Here is a 23,930-nt window from a genome sequence, read left to right as displayed (position 1 = left end):
ACGATCAGCGGCGCGAGGTCGTGCGCCGACGCCGCCGAGGCGAGCGGTTCGACGCGCGCCGTCGAGGCGAGCGGCCCGACCCGCCGGTCACCAGGCGCACGGCCAGCAGCACGATGACGGCCCCGACGATCGCGGTGATCCACGTCGACAGGCTGAAGAACGTGTCGAGCGACTTGACATTGAAGATCATCTTGGCGAGCCAGCCACCGAGCAGGGCGCCGACGATCCCGGAGACACCCGCGACCACCCAGCCCGTCCGCTCTCCGGTGAGCTTCTCGGCGATCAGGCCAGCGACGAGCCCCAGTACGATCCAGGCGATGATGCCCATGTTTTCCCTGCTATTCGTTGTTGGCCGGCTGTTTTTAGTGCACCGGCGGGCACTCGCCGCGTCATCCCCAGGTTGTCGTGCAGTGGAGCGGCGTGGCGGGGTGTGGTGGTATCAGGCGGCCATGGTGGGCGACCGGATGAACCGCGGATATCAGGCAGGACGCGATGCTCCGACGGTCCTTGCCTTGTCGATCCAGGTTTGAATCTGTAGCTCGGTGAGCCCGATGACCGGCCCGTGCCGGTCCTCGATCATCACCTTCAGGTTCGCGGCGTTGCGGTGACGTAGTTCCCTGATCGACGCGACCCCGACTTCCTCCAGGATCGCGCGGTACCTGACGCCGATGCCCTTGATCTTGTCCAGATCGCCTTCGTGAGCCTGGTGGCGGTCGATGTCGGTCGCACTCATGAGACTCCCTTTCCTGGGAGTTCAGCGTGCGGGAAAAAGGAAACACCGGCGGAAACGACGACACCAAGGCGCCGGAAAAATTGGGGAAACTTCACKGGCAACGTCCCAGGGGCGATCACTGGTGGCGCTCGAGCGTGAGTAACACACTCGCGGTCTCGCGGCAGCTATGCGGCGTTTCCGATCCCGAGCCGGCTATTTCCTAGCTACTTGAGCATATCCCGAAAACGCCTGGTTGTCGACCCGGCGCGAAACGCACCGCACGATCCCACGGCCCGTACCGCGCCAAGAGCCGGTTGTTTTGACCAGCACCCGGGCTCAGGAGTCACGGAGTCCTCGACCCGAGTAGGCGCCGGGCGTGCTGCTCCGTGGAGAGCAGGGCGAGGGTGGCCGCCGCCCCCTGGTTGGCGTTGCGTCCTCCGGGTTCGAGGCCGTCGTGGCAACCGCCGGTCGTGGTGTCGACCAGCGGCGTGCCGGCGTCGTTCTCGCCGAGGAACCAGCCGTGGGCCTGCCCGAGACCGGTGAGCCAGTCGCGCTGGCCGGTCGCCGCGTGGGCCCGCGCGCAGGCGTCCGCGATGGCCGCCGCCTCGATGGGCTGCTGGTCGAAGCCAGGCCTGAGATCACCCCTAGGGCGCCGGCCGCCGACGGGGGTCAGCGACAGAATGTCGCCCCGGGTCTCCACGTAGAGCAGCCAGGCCAGCAACCGCAGACCGTTCGCACCTGCCGTCCGGTCGGACAGGCACATGCCGGCCAGGATCAGCGCCTCCGGCACCGCCGCGTTGGCATAGCGCAGCGTGGGGTCCGGCCAGGGCCATCCGGGATCATCCTTGATCGGGCCGATCTCGGTAACCGCGTCGGCGAGCAGAGTACGAGCCGGCTCGTCGTCCGGGTGGGCCAGCAGCAGCTCGCCCGCTCCGAGCGCGGCGAAGGTCATGGCCCGCGGCCAGGGGGAACGGCGGGCGGCACTGACCTGGAACCCGGCCCGGGCCCGCGCCCGCAGCCGCCGGGTGGGCGCCAGCGCCGCCGCGGTACCCAGCCCCCACAGGGCCCGGCCCCAGCAGTCACCAAGTTCGGGGTCGTCCCACCAGCGGCCTTCGCTGTCGCGCCGGTTGGCAACCATGCCGTCCGGCGCCTGCGCCGCCAGCACGAAGTCGAGATAGAGGTCCAACAGCCGGATGAGTTCCGGAAGCAGCGACGGCTCGCGGGAGAGGACCACCAGCCCGCGCGCGACGTCGTCCACGCAGTACCCGTGCTCCCGGCGCGGCGCCGAGCCCAGAGCACGTCGGAACAGGCCGATGTCGTCGCTGAGCCGGAAGAGATGAGCGAACGAGATCGCCGGCGTCACCGGGCCGCCGTGGTCTCGGCGAGCTGCTGATCGAGGTCGCGGGCAGCCGAGACGGACGGGTGCCGGCGCAGGCGGCGGCGGATCTCGTCGGCGCGCCGCGCGTTGCGCCGGGACCGGGTGACCGCCAGTAGTGGGACGGCCTGGGCGGCCAACGCGCAGCCGGTGTCGAGGTTGCCCAGGTCGATCTGCACACCCGCGCGGCGCAGCAGGTAGGTCGCCCGATCGCGCGGTTTCTCGGCCGGGTGGGCCGCCTGTGCCTGGCTGAGCCATCCGTCGGCGGACAGCAGGTTTCCTAGATCGATGTAGCAGCAGCCAATCTGAGCCTGGAACTCGGCCTCGTCGAAGTAGCACGCCCAGGCTGGCTCCTGCGTCGTCGCCTGGTCGAACGCGGCCTCGGCGATGCCGAGTTCGCGCTGGCAGGAGGCTTCGTCGACGAGCGCCGCGTGTGCCCGGGCCTGGCGCATGTGCAGCATCGCGCCGACCCGGCCGGTGGTGCCGCCCGCCGTGCGCACGGCCGCCTCCGCCAACCCGAGTGCCTCGACGGGTTGAGAGAAGTCGATGCACTGCAGCGACATGTTCTTCAGCACGTTCGCGCCGAGCAGGCGGTCACCGCCGATGTGCGCGGCGTGCAGCGCGGTCGCCCAGTAGCGCTGCGCGCCCGTCTGGAATCCGGCGTCGAAGGAGACCCAGCCGGCGAGCCGGGCGAGCTCGGCCGCCACGATGTGCAGCTCACGGCCGATCCGCTCGGAGAAGCGGCCGCGGGCGAGCAGCTCCGTCACCACCCCGAGCTCCGCGTCGACGAGCCGGCGCACGCTCCCCCCGCCGAGCCGGTCGTCCATCACCCGCAGGCCGGGGATGTTGTGCGCCATCCGGTGCACGATCTGATCATCGACAAGACCGCCGTCCAACGCGCCGGCCAGGCAGGCGGGCCCCAGCCCCAGCCACTGGTCGGCGAGCGCGGCGACGCTGGCGCCGTTGATGGCGAGGAAGCCGCGACGGTCGTTTACCGCGTCCTGGACGACATTGATCATCGAGGTCAGACTGCCGGCCTGGGTCCACGGGTAGTCGATGCGGACGTCTTCACCGGTGGGCAGCCAGGACGGCCACGGATGGGACTCTAACCGCTCGATCGGCACGCCCAACTCGGTCGCCAACGCCAACTGCGAGACCCGGTCCGGCACGACGCCGCGGTGCTCCCAGCGCCACACCTTCTGCCGCTCCGCGGCCATGTTCCCCTCGCCGAGGTCGCGAGCCCTCTTGGCGACGACCCGGGCGAGCTTCTGATAGGACCACCCCCGCTGGACGCGGACGAACGTCAGTGGATGCGCGCAGGCCTGGATGTGCTGCGTCATCATCGGTGATCCTCCATCCCAGCCGCCGCCACAGGCAGAACACGGTAGGGAACGACGGCCAGGCATAGACAGACTCCGCGGTCTGCMGTAGTCGGAGCGAGGATGACGGCAGCCACCATGCATGTCTCCTTGGACGCGCCGGAACAGGCACTCAGACAGGGAAGGCGGGGGACCGTGCCCCCGCCTTCTCCCGGGCCCGTCGCGCGCGCCGAAAGCTTCGGCGGGTCTGATCACCACCTCGGCGTGGTGATCTGTCGGCGGACACTACGCCAGATGCATACGCCTTTGCATGTGCAGTGCCACAGCCAGCCCACGAATCATCCATAAGGCCACGAGTGAATAACGACAGCGGGTCGACAGCGGTACCAAACCGATACACAACGATGTAGGGGGTGACCCGTCGGCCGACCAATCCGACATCTCAGACAAGGTCGCTATTTCGCAGCCAGAGGTTCGCATCCGGACCTGCGATCCAGAAGAACTCTTCTCCGCCCGTCGAACGGATTGAGCTGATTGAGCTGATTTTTATCAGCACGACAATGCTCTCGGCCGATGCACCGCCACCACGCGATCCCCGCAACCGGCACGCCGCAACCACGCTCCGTAACGCCGGCCGTAAAARCACCCGGCACACCCTTACAGCAGGGGGGAGCCGGCCGGATGGGCCCGGATCCGGGGTTCCGGCCCCCGGATCCGGGGGCCGTTCATGATCTGGTGGGATCTTCGGAGTGATAGCTCCCAAAATTCCACCAGATCATGAAAGCGACACCGACCATGATCTTGAGTGACGCCCATGAGGTAGGCGAGGCCGCGTAGGTCACATAGGTCGCAGCCTCCGCGGTATTTCGGGCGCGTTGGAGCATGGGCCGTGACGGTTTCGCGGACGAGTGAGTGGGTCCGGATGAGTGGGTGAGTCCGGATGAGTTCGGGTGCGAGTCGCTCTGCCTCGCGAAGCATCGTGAGCGCGTGTGCGTCCTTCTTCCGGCATGGCAAGCTGTTCGTCGAGCCGTCCGGCCCGGGACTCGCCCACGACGTAACCGGACCCTTAACGGGCACAGCAAAATGCCGCTCGGGCTTCACCCGAACGGCATGCTGTCTTCCGAGATCCTGAGCCGCCAACGTCATGCTACAAACGTGGCAACTCTGGTGGAGCTGAGGGGATTCGAACCCCTGACCCTCACACTGCCAGTGTGATGCGCTACCAGACTGCGCCACAGCCCCGTATTTGATTTTCCTTCACCGCGCTTCGAACCCTACTACATGGTTCGCGGTTCCGGTTTGGTGCCTGTCGGTACCTCTTGCCCGCCGGTCAGGCCGGTGGTCGAGAGTGTACCGGATCCGTGTCCGGGGCCACCGAGGCGTCCTCGCCGGAGATCCTTGCCTGGCTAGGAAGGACGGTCCCGACGGTCACGTTCAGTGGGCCGGTGCCAACCTTATCAGGCCGGGCGACGCCGACATTGTGCTCCACCAGCCGGAACCGTCCGTGTTCGCGCCGCAGCAGCGACCAGCAGCAGTTGCGCAGCGGGCCGAAGTGCCACCAGGTCGCCGGCGGCAGGCCGAGCAGGTGCCCGATGAGCGACCGCGCCGTCCCGCCGTGCAGGACGAACACGACGAGGCTGTCCGGCCCGGCCGGCGGCCCCGCCGCGACGATCTCGTCGAACAGCGCGCCGGCTCGGGCCGCGACCTCGAGGTAGGTCTCGCCGCCGCCCCGGCGGATGTCCTCACCACGCCGCCAGGCGGCATCCTCCTCCGGGAACAGCCGGCCTGCCTCGGACGACGTCAGGCCCGACCAGGCACCGAGGTCGATCTCGCGCAGGCGCGCGTCCGGCCGGTACGGCAGGCCGACCGCGGCCGCGGTCGCGCGACACCGCAGCAGATCGGACGACACGACCAGGTCGGGGCCCATCGCCCGGATCACCGGGCCCACGGCGGCCACCTGGGCGCGCCCGACCGCGTCGAGTGGTGGGTCGGCCTGGCCCTGGAAGCGCCCGCGGTCGTTCCATTCCGTCCGGCCGTGCCGCAGGAGCAGCAGCCTCACCAGGAGGAGCCGGCCGGGCGGTCCGCGTCGGACGCCGCCGGAATGCCCGACGCACCGGCACCGACCGTCGCCCTGGCCTTGTCCCTGTCCTCGAAGTCGACGCGTGGGCAGTCCTTCCACAGCCGCTCGAGGTCGTAGAACTCGCGCTCCTCGGCACGCTGGACATGCACGACGATCTCGGAGAAGTCCAGCAGCACCCAGCGGCCCTCCCGCTCGCCCTCGCGGCGCAGCGGCTTGACCCCGACGAGCCGCAGCTTCTCCTCCACCTCGTCGACGATGGCGTTGACCTGCCGCTCGTTGTCGGCGGACGCGAGGACGAAGCAGTCCGTGAGGGCCAGCCGCTCGCTGACGTCGAGGACGACAAGGTCCTTCGCGAGCTTGTCGGCGGCGGCCTGGGCGGCGGTCAGAGCGAGCTCGACGGCCCGGGTGGAAGCGGTCACGCTACGGGTTCTCCAAGGTGGTGAGGTGGTCGGGCCAGGTCAGCCGGGGTTGCGGCGGCTGTCCGGCCCGGGGGCGCCGGACGTTGCCGGCCAAGTTACGGTAACCGGCACGGCACACGAGGTCACGGCAGTTTCGCGCCGTTCGTCCGGCCAGTGACCAGTCCCATGATGGCCAACAGACCCTCACAGACTGACATTCCAGTCCCGGTCCGCGCCAGTGGGCCCGTCTAAGCACCGGCATCGACCCGTCACCGACCCCCGGCACATCAGCCCGAGGCCGGCGGCATGGGAAGAGGCCGGTCGTGGTGGGCACGATAGAGGCCGCGCTTGGCGATGTAGCGCACGACGGCGTCCGGCGTCAGGTACCAGATCGGCGCGCCGCGAGCGACCCGGTCGCGGATGTCGGACGACGAGATCGCCAGCGCGGGCACCTCCAGCAGGCTGACGGAGTCCGCCGGCAGGCTCGCGTCGAACGCCAGCTGGTAACCGGGCCTGGTCACACCCACGAAGTGCGCGAGCCGGAACAGTTCGTGTACGTCGCGCCAGGTGAGGATCTGGGCGAGAGCGTCCGCGCCGGTGATGAAGAAAAGCTCGGCGTCCGGGTAGAGCGCGCGCAGGTCGCGCAGGGTGTCGATCGTGTACGTCAGGCCGCCGCGGTCGACGTCGATCCGGCTGACCGTGAACTGCGGGTTCCCTGCGGTCGCGAGGAACGTCATCAGGTAGCGGTCCTCGGCCGCGGACACCTCCCGGTCGGCCTTCTGCCAGGGCTGACCGCTGGGAACAAAGATCACCTCGTCGAGAGCGAACAGCGCGGCGACCTCGCTCGCGGCGACCAGGTGCCCGTTGTGCACCGGGTCGAACGTCCCACCCATCACCCCCAGCCGCCTGGCCGAGGACTTAGTCAGCACTGCCGGACAGTAACGCCACGCCCGACGGACGTGCCCTCCCCGGAGCACGTCCGCCAGCCGGAGTGACCGGCGCCATACCCGTCGACAGGCGCCCGAATCGGGAGCGGATGCCTGCCGGGCCGCGAACCGGAAGGGGCGGGGTCACCGGTTGGTAACCACGTCGACTCCCAAGAGACCCACCAGGACGGGTCCTGGCAGCTAGGCTCGGGGACGCCCACGGAGGTACTTGTCACAAAGGCTGGCACCGACGGGGCACCTGACCTGGCGGTACAGGACGGGCTCGCGTGGTCCGCTCCGCGCTGGTGACGAGGAGGCCGACGATGTCGGTGCCCGGTTCGCGCTTTACCGGAGGCCACACGACCAGGCCCGGTCCGGCGCGCCCCGGCGGGTCCAACCGCCCGGTGTCGGCCGCACGGCCCGACCCGGCTCCGCCGCGCCCGGCGCCCGGCTCCGGGCCGGGCCGTCCGCTCGCGCACCGGCGAAGCCGGCCGTGGCGGTGAGCCCCGGCGTCAGCCCGTTCGCGGGCAAGCCGGCGGACCCGGCGGAGCTCGTCGACCTCGACGCGCTGCTGGCCGCCTACCAGGACGTCCACCCGGACGCGGCCGACCCCGCCCAGCGGGTGTCCTTCGGCACGTCGGGGCACCGCGGCACGTCGACGAACGGCTCGTTCAACGCCGACCACATCCTGGCGACCACCCAGGCGATCTGTGAGTACCGGGCGGCGGCCCGCATCGACGGGCCGCTGTTCATCGGGGTGGACACGCACGCCCTGTCCGCCCCGGCGCTGGCGAGCGCGCTGGAGGTGCTCGCGGCCCACGACGTCGACATCCGGATCGCCCCGGACGGCGAGGCCACGCCGACGCCGGTGATCTCGCACGCGATCCTCACCCACAACCGTTCCGCCCGGCCGGGCGCGGCCGACGGCATCGTCGTCACCCCGTCGCACAACCCGCCGACGGACGGCGGCTTCAAGTACAACCCACCGCACGGCGGGCCGGCGGACACCGAGGTCACCACCGCGATCCAGAACCGGGCGAACGAGCTGCTGGCCGCGGGCCTGGCCGGGGTGAGCCGGCTGCCGTACGAGAAGGCGCGGGCCGCGGCGACCGTGCACGACTACGTCACCGCCTACGTCGACGACCTGGTCGGCGTCGTCGACCTGGACGCGATCCGGGGTGCCGGGGTGCGCGTCGGCGTCGACCCGCTGGGCGGGGCGAGCCTGGTCTACTGGCAGGCGATCGCGGAGCGTTACCAGCTGGACCTGACCGTCGTGAACGACACGATCGACCCGACGTTCGGCTTCATGACCCGTGACTGGGACGGCAAGATCCGGATGGATCCGTCGTCCCCGTACGCGATGGCCTCGCTGCTGCGCCTGACGGGGGCGACCCCGGCGGACGACCGGTTGGGGTTCGACATCGCCGTCGCCAACGACGCGGACGCCGACAGGCACGGCATCGTCACGCCCGGCGCGGGCCTGCTCAACCCGAACCACTACCTCGCGGTCGCGATCTCCTACCTGTTCGCGCACCGCACCGACTGGGCTCCGGCGGCGGCGGTCGGCAAGACGCTGGTCAGCTCGAGCCTGATCGACCGGGTGGCGGCGGGGCTTGGCCGCGACCTCGTCGAGGTGCCGGTCGGGTTCAAGTGGTTCGTGCCGGGGCTGACGGACGGAAGCCTGGGCTTCGGCGGTGAGGAGAGCGCCGGGGCGTCGTTCCTGCGGTCCGACGGCTCCGTCTGGACGACCGACAAGGACGGCCTCATCCTCTGTTTGCTGGCCGCCGAGATCACCGCGGTCACCGGCCGTGACCCGGGCGCGCTCTACGAGGAGCTGACCGCGAGGTACGGCGCCCCCGCCTACCGCCGGGTCGACGCGCCCGCCACGGTGGCACAGAAGGACGTCCTGAAGAAGCTCACCCCCCGGGCGCTCGGCGCGGCGACGCTCGGCGGCCAGCCGGTCGTCGCGACGCTCACGCACGCGCCGGGCAACGAGGCCTCGATCGGCGGCATCAAGGTCGTCGCCGACGACGCCTGGTTCGCCGCCCGTCCGTCCGGCACGGAGGACGTTTACAAGATCTACGCCGAGAGCTTCCGCGGCCCCGCCCACCTGGACTCGGTGCTCGCCGAGGCCCAGGCCATGGTCGACGCCGCCCTCGCCCGCGGCTGACGCCACCCCCGCCGACGGGCGGCCGTCGCGCGCCACCGGTTGGTCACCACCCACGTGTCATCCGCTCCAACCACCCGGTCGAGATCTGATCCGGTGCCGCCCACGGCCATGCGGCCGCGCCCATCGCCGAGGCGGGAAGGCCACCCGCACAGCCCCGAAGCCCGGGCCTCGGTCCGGGACACCCGCGGACCGAGGCCGGGCAGGCCGCGTCGTCTCAGGCGGCGGCTCTCTCAGCCGCTGGAGCCGGCCGCCGTGTCGGCGGGGGCGGCGGGGGCGGCGGCAGTCGGGGAGCCACCGCCCGATCCAGCAGTTCCGCCGGTTCCGCTCGATCCGTCCGTTCCGTCGGCGCTCCCCGGACCGCTGGTACCTCCGCCCGTGGAGCGGGCACGGGGGGCGTCGCCGCGGCGGCGCAGGGCGCGGGGCAGGCGGTAGAGGAGGTAGAGGACGGCCACGACGAGAACGATCAACGCGATCACGCCGAAGGCCGAGATGATCTTCTCCAGACCGGAGACGAAGTCGTGCCAGGCCGTGCGCAGCGCATGGACGAAGCCGTTCTCGTCCTTCGGCTCGTCCCTCGGGGCGCCCGTCTCCGCGAGGTCGATCGTCAGAGTGGCCAGGTCGCTCTGGTCCGCCAGCACCTTGCGCTGGCCCTCGAGCTGCTCGATCTGGATCTGCACCCCGTCGATCTGCTGCTGCACCTGGAGGATCTCGCCGACGGTCGTCGCCTTGCCGAGCAGCGTCAGGTAGGTGGCCCGCGACGTCCCGAGCGCGCCCAGACGGGCCTCGAGGTCGACATAGTCGGCGGTGACGTCCTTGGAGCTCATGGTCGAGGTGAGGACGGTGCCCGCGTCACCGACGGCGTTCTGCAGCTTGGTGAACGAGGCGGCCGGCACCCTGATGGTGATGGTCGCGCCCTGCCGGTCGTCGTCGCCCGTCGCGGCGGTGCCGCTGACCTGGCTGTCCGCGAGGTAGCCGCCGAACCCTTCGGCCGCGGCGCTGATCTTGCGGATCGTCGGCTCGACGGCGCCGGCGGGGACCTCGACGCTCATCGACCCGGTCCACACGATCCGTGGCTGAGCCCCTGCCGGGCGGGCGGCGCCGGAGCCGCCCGCGGGTACGGGGCCCGGCTCCACAGGCCCCGTGAGGGATGGTGCTGAGGCGGCGGGCGCGGCACGCTCCGCGCTACCCGCGCCGGCGGCGCTGCCGACGCCGGCGGCGCTGTCACTGCCGGCGAACCCGCTTCCGGCGGCGGTGTCGGGCTTGACGGCGGCCGGAGCCGGCAGGCTGTAGCTCGACGTGCGGCCGCCGTCGCCCGCGGTGCCCAACGCGACAACGATCAGGACGACGATGACCAGAACCACCGCGCCGACGAGGGCGCCGCGCCGGCTCACCCGCAGCTGGCGCCCTCCGCCGAGCGGTATCCGCGTTCCCCCGGCGTCGTCCTGACGCCTGGCGGCGTGCGTGGCGCGCGCCGCGAGCCAGCCCGCCCGCAGCGCCCCGTCACCGGCCCGTGGGGCCTGTGGAGCCGACACACCGCCCGGCGTGGCTGCCCGGGCCGCACGGGGAGCCGAGGTCTCGGCGGGGCCCTGCGCGGGTGCCTCCCTCGTCAGCGTCGCCGTGGCTCCCCCCGCGCCGCCCGCCCCCACATCGGACCCCGGCTCCACCCGGGTGCCCAGCCCCTCGTCCGCCGCCATCGCTGCCCTCCGATCCGTGCCTCGCGGCACCTCGCAGGCGTTGGACGCGCCCCGCCCCCGATCGGTTTCACCTATCCAGCGCATTCCGGCGCTGTCGGGTGGCGGACAGCGTCCGGACCGGACCAACGGGTCAGGTGGACGTCAGCAGGGCGCGAAGGTGCCGGGGCGGGGGCGAGCCGTGGGCGAGGAGCTCGTCATGGAAGGCGCRCAGGGCCGAGGGGGCGGGGCGAAGGGCCTGGCGGAGCTCGGTGATCTCCTTCCAGCCAACGAAGTAGGTGGACAGCTGCCCCGAGGTCAGCAGGGCGCGGCGCCACTTGCCGTATGCCTCGCCCTCCTCCTGCAGGCCGCGGTTCATCATCAGCGCCATCGCCTCGGCCCTGGTCAGGYCCGCGCAGTGCACACCGTGGTCGAGCAGGGCGTTGATGGTCATCCGCAGCTGCATCTTGAGCTGCATCAGCCGCACCGCCGGACCACCGAAGCCCGCCTCGGCCATGACCTGTTCCGCGTATACCGCCCAGCCTTCGATGAAGGATCCTGACTGCGCGGCGGCGCGCACCCTGGTCGGTCCCTGGAAACGGCGGTCGACGGCGATCTGCAGGTGATGGCCTGGGATGGCCTCGTGGACGGTGAGGTTACGCAGGGCGGCGCGGTTGTACTCCCGGTAGAACGAACGCTTCCGCTCGTCCGACCAGCGCTCGGGCGTCGGCGCGATCGCATAGAACGCCGGCAGCGGCGCCGTTTCCAGCGGACCGGGCGTGTCGAGGTAGGCCACCGAGACGCCGCGGGCGAACTCCGGCATGACGACGATGTCGAGCGGGTCGTCGACAGGGCTGACCAGGTCGACGTCGGCGAGAAAGGTGGTGATGTCGGCGAGCGCGGCGCGGATGTCCGCGACGACCGTCGCGTCGTCGGGCGCGTCGGCGGCGACCAGGTCCAACGCCCGCCGGACCACGTCCGCGCCCGGCCGCTCCCCGAGGTATCTGGCGGCGGCCTCGGTAATCTCCTCGGTCACCCGGTCGAGATGCTCGCGCGCCGCGGCGACCACCTGCGCGGACGTCAGATCACTCGACAGGCTGTGCGCCAGCGTCCGCTCCCACAGCGCCTGGCCGAGCCGAGGACCGCGCTCCCCCAGGCTGGTCACCTCGTCGAGGGCGGCGTCGTCCTCGGCGGGCGCCCCGGCCTGGTCGGCGGCCCCGGCCTGGTCGGGCAGCTTCGCGCGCAGCAAGTCACCGAACTCGCCGACGGCCCGCAGCGCCGCTGCCCGCGGCGGCTCGACCACCTGCCGCAGCGAAGGCTCCTCGGCGAGCGCGGCCGCGACGTCGTCGCGGATGAGGCCCGCGAGCCCCGCGGCCCGGTCCACGGCCGTCTCGAGGTGGACCCGCGGCATCGGGCCGAGGACGCGGCGGGCGGTGGCCAGCGCGTCGGGCAGCGCGGCAAGGCGGCCGGCGAGCAGGCGCAGCCGGTCTCCGGCCGGCGCGAACGGCCGCGCCAGCAGGCCGTGCAGCGCATGGCCCGGCAGGTGGACGAGCGGGTTCCATTCGTGGGCGCGCAGCTCGGCGGCGTCGAACTCCGCCGCGGTGAGCAACTCCCCCAGCATGGCGGCGTCCACCGCTGCCTCGGGCTCGAGCGCGGCGATGTCGACCCGCCCCAGCGCCGCCCGGTGCTCCCGCACCGCGGCGAGGTACCCGCGCTGCGCCTCGGGTCCGAGGTCGTCGAGCCGGTCGTCGAACCGGTGGTCGCCCAGCGCGCTCGCCCACGTCGGCCGCCGCGTCAGCAGATCTTCCAGCACTCCGTCGGCGACCACCGTGAACTCCGCCGCCGCCCCCGGACGCGTCATGCCCCGAACCTAGCCGGTCGGTCGCACCAGGCCCCATCGGTTTGTATGGCTTGCGCGGGCGGTGCCTCGTCACCGCACAGCAGGCGCCGCCCGCGGGCGATCGGACCCCAGGTCAGGCGCCGGGCTCTTCGGCGTCCGCTTTCACGGTTCCGGGCTTCGCGGTGTCGGGCTTGTCGGTCTCGGGCTTGTCGGCCAGGCCAGCGGCAGGCTCGCTCGCCCCGACCGGTGCGCTCGCCCCGGTGGGGGTGCTCCCGCCGGCCGCCGTTGTCCCGGCCGCCGTTGTCCGGGCCGGGGCTGTCCCGGCCGGAGTGCCGACGCGCGTCGGGACGGGGCCCGGGTACCGGGGTAGCGGGGCCCAGGTGCCGGCGCCCGCATCGGGCCAGCCGGGACGGCGAGCGGCGGCGCGGCGGCGGATCGCCTGGTAGCCACGAACGAGCGGGTAGCTGGCGCCGGCGATCAGGAGCAACACGACGATCACGCCGAGCGCGGAGACGATCCCCTGGAGGCAGTAGACAAAGCTGCGCCAGGCGGTGCCGAAGGCGCGCACGAAGCCGTTCTTGGATGTCGAGTTCGCGCCCTGCTCGACGACCTCGATKGTCAGCGTCGCCAGATCACTCTGGTCGGTGAGCACCGTCAGCTGTCCCTGGATCTGCTCGATCTGGGTCTGCACGGTGGTGATCTGCTGCTGCACCGTGAGAATGTCGCCGATCGTCGTCGCCTTATCGAACAGGCTCACGAAAGTGGCCCTGGTCGCGGTCAGCGCGGCAAGACGTGCCTGAAGGTCGACGTAGTCGCCGGTGACGTCCTTTGACGACGTGGTGGCCGAGCTGACGGTGCCCACGCCGCGGACGGCGGCGCGCAACCTGTCGAACGAGCCGCCCGGAACCCGGACGGTGAGTGTCGCGCGCTGGTGGGCATCGTCGGTCGTCGACGAGATGCCACTGACCCGGCTCTCGCCGACATAGCCGCCGAGTTCCTGAGCGGCGGCGGAGATCTTGCTGATCGTGCTCTCGACGGAGCCGGCCGGGACCTCGACACTCATTGCCCCGTTCCAGACGATCCTCGGCTGGACCCCGGCGGGTGACGCGCCGCCCGGACCGCCCCCGCCGCCCCCGCCGCCCCCGCCGTGAGATGGCCACGTCCACGCTCTCGGATCCGCTACCTGGCGGTTCTTCCCGGATCTCCTCCGCCTCGCCAATGGCCATGCCCCGCTCCCCTCGATCCACCGCCCCGCGGCGTCGCGTCGTCAGCCGTTTCGACGCCGCCTGGCGGCAGTTGGTTCACGGGGAGTCGCCGGAATCCACGAGCGGGGCGGATCAGGTAGGTAGCAGGCGTCCGATGAAGGCTTCGAGTTGTTCGACGTTTCGGCACTCGACCATCTCGTCGACGATGTCGGCGTAGGCCGTCGTGGCGGAGTCGCCGGAACCCCAGTAGGAGCGGGGCTCGGGGTTGAGCCAGTAGGCGTGCCGGGCCTGCTGGCAGAGGCGCCTGAACGGGACGGCCGCGGTCGCGCGGTAGTTGTTGCGGGCGTCGCCGAGGATCAGGAGCGAGGATTTCGGGCCGACGGCGTCGGGATACTTCTCGGCGAAGACCTCGAAGGCGTGTCCGTAGTCGCTGTGGCCGTCGAACCAGACCAGGTCCGCCTCCTTGGCGATCTTGGCCATCATGTCGCCGAGGTCGACGCCGCGCAGGAAACGGGTGATCTCGTCGGTGGTGTCGATGAAGCCGAACGCGCGCACCTTGGAGAACTGCTCGCGCAGCGCGTGGGTGAGCATCAGGGTGAAGTGCGCGAACGACGCGACCGAGCCGGAGACGTCGCAGAGCACGACCAACTCGGGCTTGTGCGGCTTGTGCGGGCGGTGCTTCGTCTCCAGCGGGACGCCGCCGGTTGCCAGCGAGGCGCGCACGGTGCGGCGGAAGTCGAGCCGGCCACTGCGGCCGAGGCGGCGCTTGGCGGTCAGTCGGGTCGCGAGCCGGCGCGCCAGTGGGTAGACCTGCCGGCGCAGCTCGACGAGGTCCTGGTGAGAGGCCCGCAGGAACTCGACCTGGTCGGTGAGCGGCTTGACGGCGGTCCGCTCGGTTGCCTCCAGGCCGCGTTCCTCGGCCATCCGGCGGCGGATCTCGCTCTGGACCATCTCCTCGAAGGAGCGGATCCGGTCGGTGATGGTCTGCCGGGCGATCCGCTCGGCGAGGCCGCCCTTGTCCTGGGGGCCGAGCATCGCGGCGAGCAACGCCGCGATCAGCGTGTCCGGCGACATCGCGCGCAGCACCCGGAAGACGAACCACGACTTGCCGTTCTGCCCGCCGGCAGGCGCCGAGCCGAAATTGGAGACCGCCTGGCGGGCGAGCTCACGCAGCGCGTCGTCGTCGCCGTCCAGCAGCGCCTGCTGGAGCCGGTCGCGCATCGCCTTGCGCAGCGCGTCCAGCTCCTCGGGGGTGAGGTCGCGTGACTCGTCGCTCGGCTCGCCCTCGCCCTCGCCAGGCATGCCGTCTGCCCCGCCGGCCACCCCGTCGCCGATCCGCGGCGGGAAGTACAGGTCGAACAGGGTGTCGAAGGCGTTGCGGTAGAGCGGGCGCTTGCACATCGTGGTGGCGAATGCCGCGCGGACGGCCTCCCGGTCCAGCCAGCCCACCGCGCCGACGGCGCGCGACGCGTCGACGGTCTCCGCGGTGCTCACCGGCACACCGGCGCGCCGCAGCGCCGCGGTGAAGTCGACGATGCGGTCTACCAGGTTCATCGCGTGCCCCTCACTGCTCGCGGGAACGCGGGCCGGTCAGTTGGCGCCGAGCTTGAGCTGGCTGATGGCGCGAGCTTGGTCGCTCGCGTGCTTGAGGACGACGCCGAGGGTGCTCTTGACCTCTTCCTCGTTGAGGGAGTCGAAGCCGAGGGCGAGCACCGTCTGGCCCCAGTCAATCGTCTCTGCGATCGACGGCGCCTTCTTCAGCTCCATCGCCCGCAGGGAGCGGACCGTCCGAACGAGCGCCTCGGCCATCTGCTCCGGCAGCTCCGGCACCCGGGCCAGCAGGATTTCCTTCTCCCGGGCCGCCGACGGGTAGTCGAGGTTGAGGTAGAGACAGCGGCGCTTGAGCGCCTCGGAGAGCTCGCGGGTCGCGTTCGAGGTCAGGATGACGAACGGCCGGCGCGTCGCCTGGATCGTGCCAAGCTCGGGGATCGTCACCTGGAAGTCGGAGAGCACCTCCAGCAGCAGGCCCTCGACCTCGACGTCGGCCTTGTCGGTCTCGTCGATCAGCAGCACGGTCGGCTCCTCGCGGCGAATCGCGGACAGCAGCGGCCGCGCCAGCAGGAACTCCTCGCTGAAGATGTCGTCGTGGGTCGAACGCCAGTCGGCGGCCGCGGAGCTGTCGCCGGAGGCGGCCTGGATGCGCAGCAGCTGCTTCTTGTAGTTCCACTCGTACAGCGCGCGCGCCTCGTCGAGCCCCTCGTAACACTGCAGGCGGATCAGCTCCGCGCCGACCGACGCCGCAAGCGCCTTGGCGAGCTCGGTCTTGCCGGTGCCCGCCGGTCCCTCGACCAGCAGTGGCTTGCGCAGCCGGTCGGCGAGGAAGACCGTGGTGGCGATCGCCTCGTCGGYGAGGTAGCCTGTCTCCCTCAGACGGCCGCGCACATCCGCGACGTCGGCGAAGGCGTGTTCCTGCAACGACATGGGACTTTTCCCCGCTCTACGTCCGCTTGATCCCCTCGGATCCGTTATCCGTCCGTCCTATATTGCCAGTGCGTACCGCCAGATACCTGGACTGCTACGAGTCCGGATGGTTGGGGTGCGGACGGTTATGTTTCGGACGGGTAACGATCGGCCAGCCAGAGTTCGTCAGGATGGCTCGTCCGTCGCGTGCAGCCGGCGGGCCAGCGCGATCGTGATCTCCTGCTCCGGCTCGAGGGCGACCACGGCGGCAAGGCCGTCGCACAGGGCCGTGACGCCGTCGGGGCCGAGGGTGGCCCGTAGCCGGTCGAGGTCGGCGGCCCGGGCCCGAAGGACCTGTGCGATGGCGTTCTCGGCGCGCGGTGTCAACGCGAGCAGGACCCGTCGCCGGTCGGCCACGTCGATCGACCGGTCGAGGTAGCCGGCCGCGGCGAGGGTGTCGACGGCACGGCTGACCGCCTGCTTGGTGACCGAGAAGAGGGTGGCCAACTCGCCGACAGACGCCACGCCCCCTTCGACGAGTCGCAGAAGCTGCAGATCCGCCAGCCGCAGGTCGTCATGGCCGGCCGCGGCGAGTGCCACCTCGGTGCGGGCCCGCCAGACCTGGTGGGCGGACGAGAGCCGCAGCCCGAGATCCGGCTCGCTGGATGGTTCTCCGTTGGATCCCACCGCCCCAGCCTAATAGACACCCGCCGTTGACTATCAATCTTGGTTGACTATTCTGTCGAAATGACACGCATGACGGTCACCTCGATCGACCAGGCGGGGGTGGCGGCCCGAGGCAGCGGTCCTCGGCGGCGGGTATGCGCCGCCTTCGCGGCGGCGGCGCTCGCGACGATGATCACCGCCGGCTGCGCTGGCACCCCCGAGCGGGCGGCGCCGGTGACTCGCTCCGCGACGGCGGTGGCCGGCGCCGCGACGCCAGTGGCCGGCGCCGCGACGGCGAGCTGTGCACCCGCCCGCCCGGCGCCGTCCGCCGCCGGTACCCAGGCGTTCCGTTACGGCGGGGTCGATCGTTCCTACCTGTTGGCGCTGCCGGACGGCTATCGGGGCACGACGGCCAGTCCGCTGGTGTTCGACTTCCATGGGTTCGGCGGCAGCGTGCGCGACCAGGAAGCGAGCACGCTGCTGGCGGCCACCGGCACCGCGCGTGGATACATCGTGGTCACCCCCGCCGCTCTCGGCGATCCGACCAAGTGGAACATCCTCGGGACTGACGGCGCCGCCGACGACTACGGCTTCGCGCACGCGCTGCTGACTGATCTGACCTCGCGGCTGTGTGTCGACCCGGACCGGATCTACGCCGCCGGCCACTCCAACGGCGGCGCTTTCGCCGGGCTGCTCGCCTGCCGCCCGCCCTTCCCGTTCGCGGCGGTCGCGCTGGTGTCGGGCACTCCGCCGTCGACCTGCCCGGCCGCCGCCGTCGCGGCCGGCTCCGGGCCGTCGGTACTCGCCATCAACGGGACGGCGGACACGACGGCGCCCTACGCCGACAACGTCAACCGGCTGGACACCTTCGTCCAGAGCTACGGCTGTCGCCCGGCCTCCGGACCGACGACTCTGATGGTCGGTGTCAGCCAGCGACGCGATCTTGGCTGCGCAGGGGCGGGCGCCGCGGGCCGCGACATCGAGGTGGACCTGGTGACGGTGGACGGCGGCACTCATGTCTGGCCGGGCGGACCGGCTGCGTCCAGCGACCGCCCATCGGCGGTGGGGAACTCGGCGGCCGGCCGGACCTTCCCGGCGACCCAGGCCGTGCTCGACTTCTTCGACCACCACCGCCGGTGACCGGCCCTCCCCCGAGGGTCAGATCCGGTCGTAGGCGGGCAGCGTCAGGAACTCGGCGTAGGGCTCGCCGAGCGCGGTCTGCTCGAACAGCTCGACGGCGTCCTTCCACCGTCCGGCCGCGAACGCCTCGGCGCCGCCGGCGGCCTGCAGCCGCTCGACCTCCTGGGCGAGCACGGCGCGGACCAGCTCCGCGGTGACGACCCGGCCGTCCGCGAGCTTCGCGCCCGCGGCGACCCACTGGTGGAGCTGGCTGCGGGAGATCTCGGCGGTGGCCGCGTCCTCCATGAGGTTGTCGATGCCGACGGCGCCGGTGCCGCGCAGCCAGGCCTCCAGATACCGCAGGCCGACGCTGATGTTGATCCGCACGCCGGCCTCGGTGATCTCGCCCGGGGTGGCGGCGATGTCCAGCAACTGGGCGGCGGTGACGTGGACGTCGTCGCGCTGGCGGGCGAGCTGGTTGGGCGCGTCGCCGAGCACCCCGTCGAAGACCTCGGTGCAGACGGGCACCAGATCGGGGTGCGCGACCCAGCTGCCGTCGAACCCGTCTCCCGACTCGCGCTCCTTGTCGGCCCGCACCTTCGCCAGCGCCGCCGCGTTGACCTCCGGATCCCGCCGGGACGGGATGAACGCGGCCATGCCGCCGATCGCGTGCGCGCCGCGACGGTGGCAGGTGGCGACGAGCAGCTCGGTGTACGCCCGCAGGAACGGCACCGTCATCGTCACCGAGCCGCGGTCCGGCAGCAGGAACTCCGCCGGCCGCGACGCGAACGTCTTGATGGTGGAGAACATGTAGTCCCAGCGGCCGGCGTTGAGCCCGGCCGAGTGCTCCCGCAGCTCGTAGAGGATCTCCTCCATCTCGAACGCGGCGGGCAGCGTCTCGATGAGCACCGTCGCCCGGATGGTGCCGCGCGGCAGGTCGAGCGCGTCCTCGGCGGCGGTGAACACGTCGTTCCACAGCCGGGCCTCGAGGTGGCTCTCCAGCTTGGGCAGGTAGAACGCGGGCGTGCGGCCGGCGTCGACGAGCGTGCGCGCGTTGCGGAACAGGTAGAGCCCGGCGTCGAAGAGCGACCCGGACATCGGCGCGCCGTCGACGAGCACGTGCCGCTCGGGCAGGTGCCAGCCTCGTGGGCGGACGACGAGGGTGGCCGTCTGCTCGCCGAGCCGGTAGGAGCGGCCGTCGGGATTGGTGAAGGTCAGCGTGCCGGCGATCGCCGCGGTCAGGTTGCGCTGGCCGTCCAGCAGGTTGAACCAGGTGGGGACGTTGGCGTCCTCGAAGTCGGCCATGAACAGCCGTGCGCCGCTGTTGAGCGCGTTGATCACCATCTTCGCGTCGGTCGGGCCGGTGATCTCGCAGCGGCGGTCGGTGAGATCCGGCGCCGGCGGTGCGACCCGCCAGTCGCCGGCCCGGACGTCGGCGGTCTCGGGCAGGAAGTCGAGCGTGCCGCCGGCGGCGATCAGGGCGCGCCGCTGGGCCCGCCGGTGGAGCAGTTCCCGGCGACGGGGGCCGAACGTGCGCTGCAGGCCGGCGACGAACGCGACCGCCCCGTCGCCGAGCACCTCGCCGGCCAGCTCCGCCGCGTCGTCCGCCGCGAGCCCTCGCACGGCACGCTCGACGCTCACCCCGTCGCTCGTCGCCCCTCGCAACCCGCCCGTCACACCCATCACGCCCTCCGTCCCTGGCTACCCGCTCCAGTCTGGCCGCCCAGGACCCAAACCGATGCCCGGCGCGGAGATATATCCGCCACGCCTGGACTCGGACACGATGAAGCTGTTCGCAGGTCAGGGAAGAAGATCCACCTGCTCGTCGGGCGCAGCCCGACATCGGGAGTTCCAGGGGGTCGCGCCCCCTGGGCAGACATCGTCGTGTGGCCGCTGGGAGCCGCCCGGAGGGCGGCGAACAGGGTTCGCCGCTACACGAGGTGACCGTCGCCGATGGCGACCCAGGTGGTGGAGGTCAGCTCGGGCAGGCCCATGGGCCCCCGGGCGTGCAGCTTCTGGGTGGAGATGCCGATCTCGGCGCCCATGCCGAACCGCTCTCCGTCGGTGAACCGGGTGGAGGCGTTCACCATGATGGCGGCGCTGTCGCAGGTCGCGATGAAGCGGCGGGACGCGGCGAGCGAGCGGGTGACGATCGCCTCGGTGTGGCCGGTGCCGTAAGCGCGGATGTGCTCCACGGCGGCGTCCAGCGACGGGACGACCTTCACCGCGAGATCGAGCGAGAGGTACTCGGCGCCCCAGTCGTCCTCGGTCGCGGCCAGGGCCTCCGGGGCGACGGCCCGGACCGCGTCGTCGCCGTGGACCGTCACGCCGGCCTCGGTGAGCGCGCCGAGTACCCGGGGCAGGAACTCGYCGGCGACGTCGGCGTGCACGAGCAGGGTCTCGGCGGAGTTGCAGACCGACACCCGCTGGGTCTTCGAGTTGAGCGCGATCGCGACCGCCATGTCGAGGTCGGCGGCCGCGTCGACGTAGACGTGGCAGTTGCCGACGCCGGTCTCGATCACCGGCACCGTCGACTCCTCGACGACGGCGCGGATCAGCCCCGCGCCACCGCGCGGGATGAGCACGTCGACCAGCCCGCGCAGCTGCATGAGGTGCTTGACCGACTCGTGGTCGACGCCGGGGACCAGCTGGACGGCGTCGGCGGGCAGCCCCGCGGCCTCGGCCGCGTCGCGCAGCACGCCGACGAGCGCGATGTTGGAGTGCACCGCGGAGGCGCTGCCGCGCAACAGGGCGGCGTTGCCGCTCTTCAGGCACAGCCCGGCGGCGTCGACGGTGACGTTCGGCCGGGCCTCGTAGATGATCCCGACGACGCCGAGCGGGACGCGCACCTGGCGCAGCTCCATCCCGTTCGGCAGCACCCGGCCGCGGATCACCTCGCCGACCGGGTCGTCGAGGCCGGCGACCTGGCGCAACCCGTCGGCCATCCCGGCGAGCCTGGCCTCGGTGAGGGTGAGCCGGTCGACCATCGCGGCCGCCGTGCCGGCGGCCTGGGCGGCGGCGACGTCCTCGGCGTTGGCGGCGAGCAGCTCCTCGGCGCGCACCAGCAGCGCGTCCGCCATCCCCAGCAGCGCGGCGTCCTTCGCGGCCCGCGACAGTGGGGCCAGCGCCGCCGCGGCCCGCTTCGCGCGCACGGCGCTTGCTCGGACGTCCTCCGCGGAGACCTGCATGACCGTTCCCTTCTCACCGGGCCCCAGGGGTCACCCCTGAGCCGGCATCGCGGTCCACCGAACGGCCGACCGAAGATCAGCGAACATGCCGAACCGGCGCGGCGCTGGCGCGGCGCACCAGTCTCCGAGGCTACCTTCCCCCGCGCGGCCGACGCGCGTGAGACGGGCGCCCGTGAGACGGGCGCCAGCCAGCGTGGATGGTGCTGGACAGCCTGAGGCCGCGCGGCTGACCGCGCGGCCTCAGGTCTCCGGTTCCTGGAGCTGTGCCTGATCAGAAGCTGCGCCTGGATCAGGTCACCGCCTGTACGGTCAGTCGGCCGCGCGGGCGAGCTTGGACGGCCACCAGATCTTCTTGCCGATCTCGTGACTGAGCGACGGGACCAGGATCGACCGCACGATGATCGTGTCCAGCAGGACGCCGAACGCGACCGTGAAGCCGACCTCGGCGAGGAAGACCAGCGGCAGCACCGCCAGCACCGCGAACGTGGCCGCGAGCACGAGCCCGGCGGAGGTGATGACGCCGCCGGTGACGGACAGCCCGCGCGTGATGCCACTGCGCGTGCCGAACATCAACGCCTCTTCTCGCACCCGGGTCATCAGGAAGATGTTGTAGTCGATGCCGAGTGCTACCAGGAAGACGAAGGCGAACAGCGGGAACGCCGGATCGGCGTTGGCGAAGTCGAACACGTGGTTGAACATCACCGCCGACACGCCCAGGGACGCGGCGAACGAGAGCACCACGGTCGCGATCAGTAGCAGCGGGGCCACGAGCGCGCGCAGCAGCAGTCCGAGCACCAGGAGGATCACCAGCAGCACGATCGGGATCACCAGGTTGCGGTCGTGCCGAGAGGCCGCGTTGACGTCGTGGTTGACCGCCGTCGAGCCGCCGACGAGCGCCTCGGCGCCGGGCACCGCGCGCACGGCGTCCCGGATGCGCAGGACCGTGGCGTCCGCCTCCGACGTGTCGTACCGGTAGGCGAGCGTCGCGTCGATCGCGAGCCGGCCGTCGACCGGCTTCACCTGGATGGCCGCCGGCGGGCAGGCTCCGCCGGCCAGGTCGGCCGGCGTGACCGCCCCGGACTTCAGCGCGTCGGGGATCTTGCCGTAGTCGACCTCGACGCAGACCGAGCCCGGCTTGGTGTCCACGCCCTGGACCTTGGACACGGCGGCGATCACGGCGTTCGCCTGGTCGGCCTTCGCCGTGATGACCGCCGGGGCGCCGGCACCGGCGTCGAAGTTGGCGTCGAAGATCTTCTGTCCGACGATCGCGTCCGGCTCGGAGGTGAAGCTGTCCATCGTCGACAGGCCGCCGGTGCGCAACCCGGGCAGGAACGCGACGCAGATCAGCAGCAACACGGCGGTCGAGATCCAGCCGAGCCGGGCGCGCCGGCCGACCAGCTCGGCGATCCGCGCCCACCGGCCGTGGGTGGCGATGTCGGCCTGGTGGTCGACCTTCGGCCGGCGCGGCCAGAACACCCACCGGCCGAACAGCACCAGGAACGCCGGCAGGAAGGTCAACATGAACAGCATCGTGCAGGCGACGCCGATCGCGCAGACCGGCCCGAGGCTCTTGTTCGAGTTCAGCTCGCCGAGCGCCAGACAGAGCAGACCCAGAACGACGGTGATACCGGACGCGGCGATCGCCGGCGCGGCACCCCGCCAGGCCGCGAGCATGGCGTTCATCCGGCTGGCGTGGTCGTGCAGCTCCTCCCGGTACCGGCTGACCAGCAGCAGCGCGTAGTCGGTGCCTGCGCCGATCACGATGACCGACAGGATGCCCTGGCTCTGGCCGGTGAGCGTCAGCACGTCGTGCTTGGCCAACGGATAGATCACCAGCGAGGACAGGCCGAGCGCGAAGACCGAGCTGAGCAACGGGAAGAACCACAGAATCGGGCTGCGGTAGACGACGAGCAGGATGATGATGACGACGAGACCTGCCGCTAGCAGCAGCTGCCCGTCGAGCCCGGCGAACGCGTCGATGAAGGCCACGAGCAGGCCGCCCGCGCCGGCACTGTGAATCTTCAGGCCGTCGGGAGCCTCGTCGCGGGCCGTATCAATGATCGACTTCTCGGTGTCGCTGAGCTTCTCCCCGTCGACCTCGACGTCGCCGTTCTTGCCGATCAGCGGAACCGAGACCGAGGCGACCGAGCCGTCCTTGTTGAACTGGGTCGGCCCGATCTGGTCGGCGGCCACCCCGTCGATCTTGCCGAAGGCCGCGCGGTCACCGTCGATCTTCGTCTTGTCGCCGTCAGTCAGGCCGCCGTCGCGCTGGTAGACGATGAAGCCCGGGATCGTCGCCACGGAGCGGTACTTCTCCGACTCGGTGTCGACCTTGGTCGACTCGGCGGACCCCGGCAGGTACGAGGCGTTGTCGTTCTTCTGGACCTCACCCAGCTTGCCCTGGAAGGGCAGGCCGACGACGCCGACGATGAAGAAGACGAAGACGACGCCGACCGCTCCCACCCACCTGCGCCACGACGGGCGGCGCTGGTCCGGCGGCGCGGGCGGCGGTGAAGGCGGAGGCAGCTGGGTCTCCGAGCTGTCCTGCTCGGGGGCCACGTCCCTCATGGTGTTCTCTCCCGGTCGGTTCTCGGGCTCGCTCGTCGTCGACGGCGCAGGCGGCGGTCACTCGTGAACAGGCGTGCGGGTGTGGCGGGCGGCGCCGGCAGGCGCCCGGTGACGGCGCCCGCGAGCCACGTGGGGCTGTCGCCACCGGACGGCACCGAAGGTACTGAGCAGGTACGACAGCTCCCGTTCGAGGCGAGTGACCTCGATGATGTCGCGGCCGCCCGACGGCGCCCA

18 protein-coding genes and 1 tRNA gene are annotated in these 23,930 nt (G+C 71.5%); 2 read left to right on the top strand and 17 right to left on the bottom strand.

Annotated elements, in window-relative coordinates; translation table 11 throughout:
• Positions 1–4: 4 nt before the first annotated feature.
• The 8 genes from BCD49_RS22090 to nadD all read right to left on the bottom strand — a co-directional run bounded on the left by BCD49_RS22090 (position 5) and on the right by nadD (position 6,777).
• Positions 5–328 carry a GlsB/YeaQ/YmgE family stress response membrane protein gene (locus BCD49_RS22090; RefSeq protein ID WP_007514017.1) on the bottom strand — a complete coding sequence of 108 codons (324 nt, stop codon included), beginning with the start codon at positions 326–328 and terminating at the stop codon, positions 5–7.
• 150 nt (positions 329–478) lie between these two features.
• The gene (locus tag BCD49_RS22085; protein WP_007514019.1) at positions 479–733 is read right to left on the bottom strand and encodes a DUF4332 domain-containing protein; all 255 of its coding nucleotides are present in this window, start codon (positions 731–733) and stop codon (positions 479–481) included.
• A 322-nt stretch (positions 734–1,055) separates the two neighbouring features.
• Entirely contained in the window at positions 1,056–2,075 is a 1,020-nt protein-coding gene (locus BCD49_RS22080) for a hypothetical protein (RefSeq protein WP_007514020.1), read from the bottom strand.
• Positions 2,072–3,430 carry a hypothetical protein gene (locus tag BCD49_RS22075; protein WP_007514022.1) on the bottom strand — a complete coding sequence of 453 codons (1,359 nt, stop codon included), beginning with the start codon at positions 3,428–3,430 and terminating at the stop codon, positions 2,072–2,074. The genes BCD49_RS22080 and BCD49_RS22075 overlap by 4 nt, the downstream gene beginning before the upstream one ends.
• A 1,141-nt stretch (positions 3,431–4,571) precedes the next feature.
• Positions 4,572–4,648, bottom strand: a tRNA-Ala gene (locus BCD49_RS22070).
• Positions 4,649–4,736: 88 nt separating this feature from the next.
• Positions 4,737–5,465: a histidine phosphatase family protein gene (locus tag BCD49_RS22065; RefSeq protein ID WP_007514023.1), complete on the bottom strand. Its 729-nt coding sequence runs from the start codon at positions 5,463–5,465 to the stop codon at positions 4,737–4,739.
• Positions 5,462–5,905: a ribosome silencing factor gene (gene rsfS, locus BCD49_RS22060; RefSeq protein ID WP_007514025.1), complete on the bottom strand. Its 444-nt coding sequence runs from the start codon at positions 5,903–5,905 to the stop codon at positions 5,462–5,464. Before rsfS ends, BCD49_RS22065 begins: the two co-directional genes overlap by 4 nt.
• 266 nt (positions 5,906–6,171) lie before the next feature.
• The gene (gene nadD, locus BCD49_RS22055; RefSeq protein ID WP_007514027.1) at positions 6,172–6,777 is read right to left on the bottom strand and encodes a nicotinate-nucleotide adenylyltransferase; all 606 of its coding nucleotides are present in this window, start codon (positions 6,775–6,777) and stop codon (positions 6,172–6,174) included.
• Between the two features lie 526 nt (positions 6,778–7,303).
• Between nadD and pgm the strand changes: the two genes are divergently transcribed.
• The gene (gene pgm, locus BCD49_RS22050) at positions 7,304–8,980 is read left to right on the top strand and encodes a phosphoglucomutase (alpha-D-glucose-1,6-bisphosphate-dependent) (protein WP_007514029.1); all 1,677 of its coding nucleotides are present in this window, start codon (positions 7,304–7,306) and stop codon (positions 8,978–8,980) included.
• A 230-nt stretch (positions 8,981–9,210) separates the two neighbouring features.
• Here pgm and BCD49_RS22045 read toward each other — a convergent pair whose 3' ends face one another.
• From BCD49_RS22045 to BCD49_RS22020, 6 genes are all read right to left on the bottom strand, one after another.
• Positions 9,211–10,674: a DUF4349 domain-containing protein gene (locus BCD49_RS22045; protein ID WP_007514031.1), complete on the bottom strand. Its 1,464-nt coding sequence runs from the start codon at positions 10,672–10,674 to the stop codon at positions 9,211–9,213.
• Between the two features lie 130 nt (positions 10,675–10,804).
• Positions 10,805–12,511: a DUF885 domain-containing protein gene (locus BCD49_RS22040; protein ID WP_071041848.1), complete on the bottom strand. Its 1,707-nt coding sequence runs from the start codon at positions 12,509–12,511 to the stop codon at positions 10,805–10,807.
• Between the two features lie 112 nt (positions 12,512–12,623).
• The gene (locus BCD49_RS22035; RefSeq protein WP_083401613.1) at positions 12,624–13,709 is read right to left on the bottom strand and encodes a DUF4349 domain-containing protein; all 1,086 of its coding nucleotides are present in this window, start codon (positions 13,707–13,709) and stop codon (positions 12,624–12,626) included.
• Positions 13,710–13,827: 118 nt separating this feature from the next.
• Entirely contained in the window at positions 13,828–15,249 is a 1,422-nt protein-coding gene (locus tag BCD49_RS22030; RefSeq protein WP_007514036.1) for a vWA domain-containing protein, read from the bottom strand.
• 36 nt (positions 15,250–15,285) lie between these two features.
• The gene (locus BCD49_RS22025; protein WP_071041847.1) at positions 15,286–16,176 is read right to left on the bottom strand and encodes an AAA family ATPase; all 891 of its coding nucleotides are present in this window, start codon (positions 16,174–16,176) and stop codon (positions 15,286–15,288) included.
• A gap of 165 nt (positions 16,177–16,341) precedes the next feature.
• On the bottom strand, positions 16,342–16,842 hold the full coding sequence (locus BCD49_RS22020) for a MarR family winged helix-turn-helix transcriptional regulator (RefSeq protein WP_007514038.1): 501 nt from the start codon (positions 16,840–16,842) through the stop codon (positions 16,342–16,344).
• 69 nt (positions 16,843–16,911) lie between these two features.
• Between BCD49_RS22020 and BCD49_RS22015 the strand changes: the two genes are divergently transcribed.
• Entirely contained in the window at positions 16,912–17,961 is a 1,050-nt protein-coding gene (locus BCD49_RS22015; protein WP_071041846.1) for an alpha/beta hydrolase family esterase, read from the top strand.
• Between the two features lie 18 nt (positions 17,962–17,979).
• On the opposite strand, the gene aceB is transcribed toward BCD49_RS22015, so the two are convergent.
• From aceB to BCD49_RS22000, 3 genes are all read right to left on the bottom strand, one after another.
• Positions 17,980–19,623, bottom strand: a complete 1,644-nt coding sequence (aceB, locus tag BCD49_RS22010) for a malate synthase A (protein WP_083401612.1) — start codon at positions 19,621–19,623, stop codon at positions 17,980–17,982.
• A 248-nt stretch (positions 19,624–19,871) separates the two neighbouring features.
• Complete coding sequence (locus tag BCD49_RS22005; RefSeq protein ID WP_071041845.1) at positions 19,872–21,128, bottom strand: glutamate-5-semialdehyde dehydrogenase; 1,257 nt, start codon at positions 21,126–21,128, stop codon at positions 19,872–19,874.
• A gap of 309 nt (positions 21,129–21,437) precedes the next feature.
• On the bottom strand, positions 21,438–23,696 hold the full coding sequence (locus BCD49_RS22000; protein ID WP_007514043.1) for an MMPL family transporter: 2,259 nt from the start codon (positions 23,694–23,696) through the stop codon (positions 21,438–21,440).
• Positions 23,697–23,930: the final 234 nt, after the last annotated feature.

Source organism: Pseudofrankia sp. EUN1h (assembly GCF_001854645.1).
GTDB classification, from domain to species: domain Bacteria; phylum Actinomycetota; class Actinomycetes; order Frankiales; family Frankiaceae; genus Pseudofrankia; species Pseudofrankia saprophytica.
This window is presented reverse-complemented; position numbering and strand designations above follow the sequence as displayed.

What these genes read in the sequence shown, in the direction of transcription:
- BCD49_RS22090 (WP_007514017.1), bottom strand. Translation starts at nt 328, where the DNA reads ATGGGCATCATCGCCTGGATCGTACTGGGGCTCGTCGCTGGCCTGATC.
- BCD49_RS22085 (WP_007514019.1), bottom strand. Translation starts at nt 733, where the DNA reads ATGAGTGCGACCGACATCGACCGCCACCAGGCTCACGAAGGCGATCTG.
- BCD49_RS22075 (WP_007514022.1), bottom strand. Translation starts at nt 3,430, where the DNA reads ATGATGACGCAGCACATCCAGGCCTGCGCGCATCCACTGACGTTCGTC.
- nadD (WP_007514027.1), bottom strand. Translation starts at nt 6,777, where the DNA reads ATGGGTGGGACGTTCGACCCGGTGCACAACGGGCACCTGGTCGCCGCG.
- BCD49_RS22045 (WP_007514031.1), bottom strand. Translation starts at nt 10,674, where the DNA reads ATGGCGGCGGACGAGGGGCTGGGCACCCGGGTGGAGCCGGGGTCCGAT.
- BCD49_RS22030 (WP_007514036.1), bottom strand. Translation starts at nt 15,249, where the DNA reads ATGAACCTGGTAGACCGCATCGTCGACTTCACCGCGGCGCTGCGGCGC.
- BCD49_RS22015 (WP_071041846.1), top strand. Translation starts at nt 16,912, where the DNA reads ATGACGGTCACCTCGATCGACCAGGCGGGGGTGGCGGCCCGAGGCAGC.
- aceB (WP_083401612.1), bottom strand. Translation starts at nt 19,623, where the DNA reads ATGGGTGTGACGGGCGGGTTGCGAGGGGCGACGAGCGACGGGGTGAGC.
- BCD49_RS22000 (WP_007514043.1), bottom strand. Translation starts at nt 23,696, where the DNA reads ATGAGGGACGTGGCCCCCGAGCAGGACAGCTCGGAGACCCAGCTGCCT.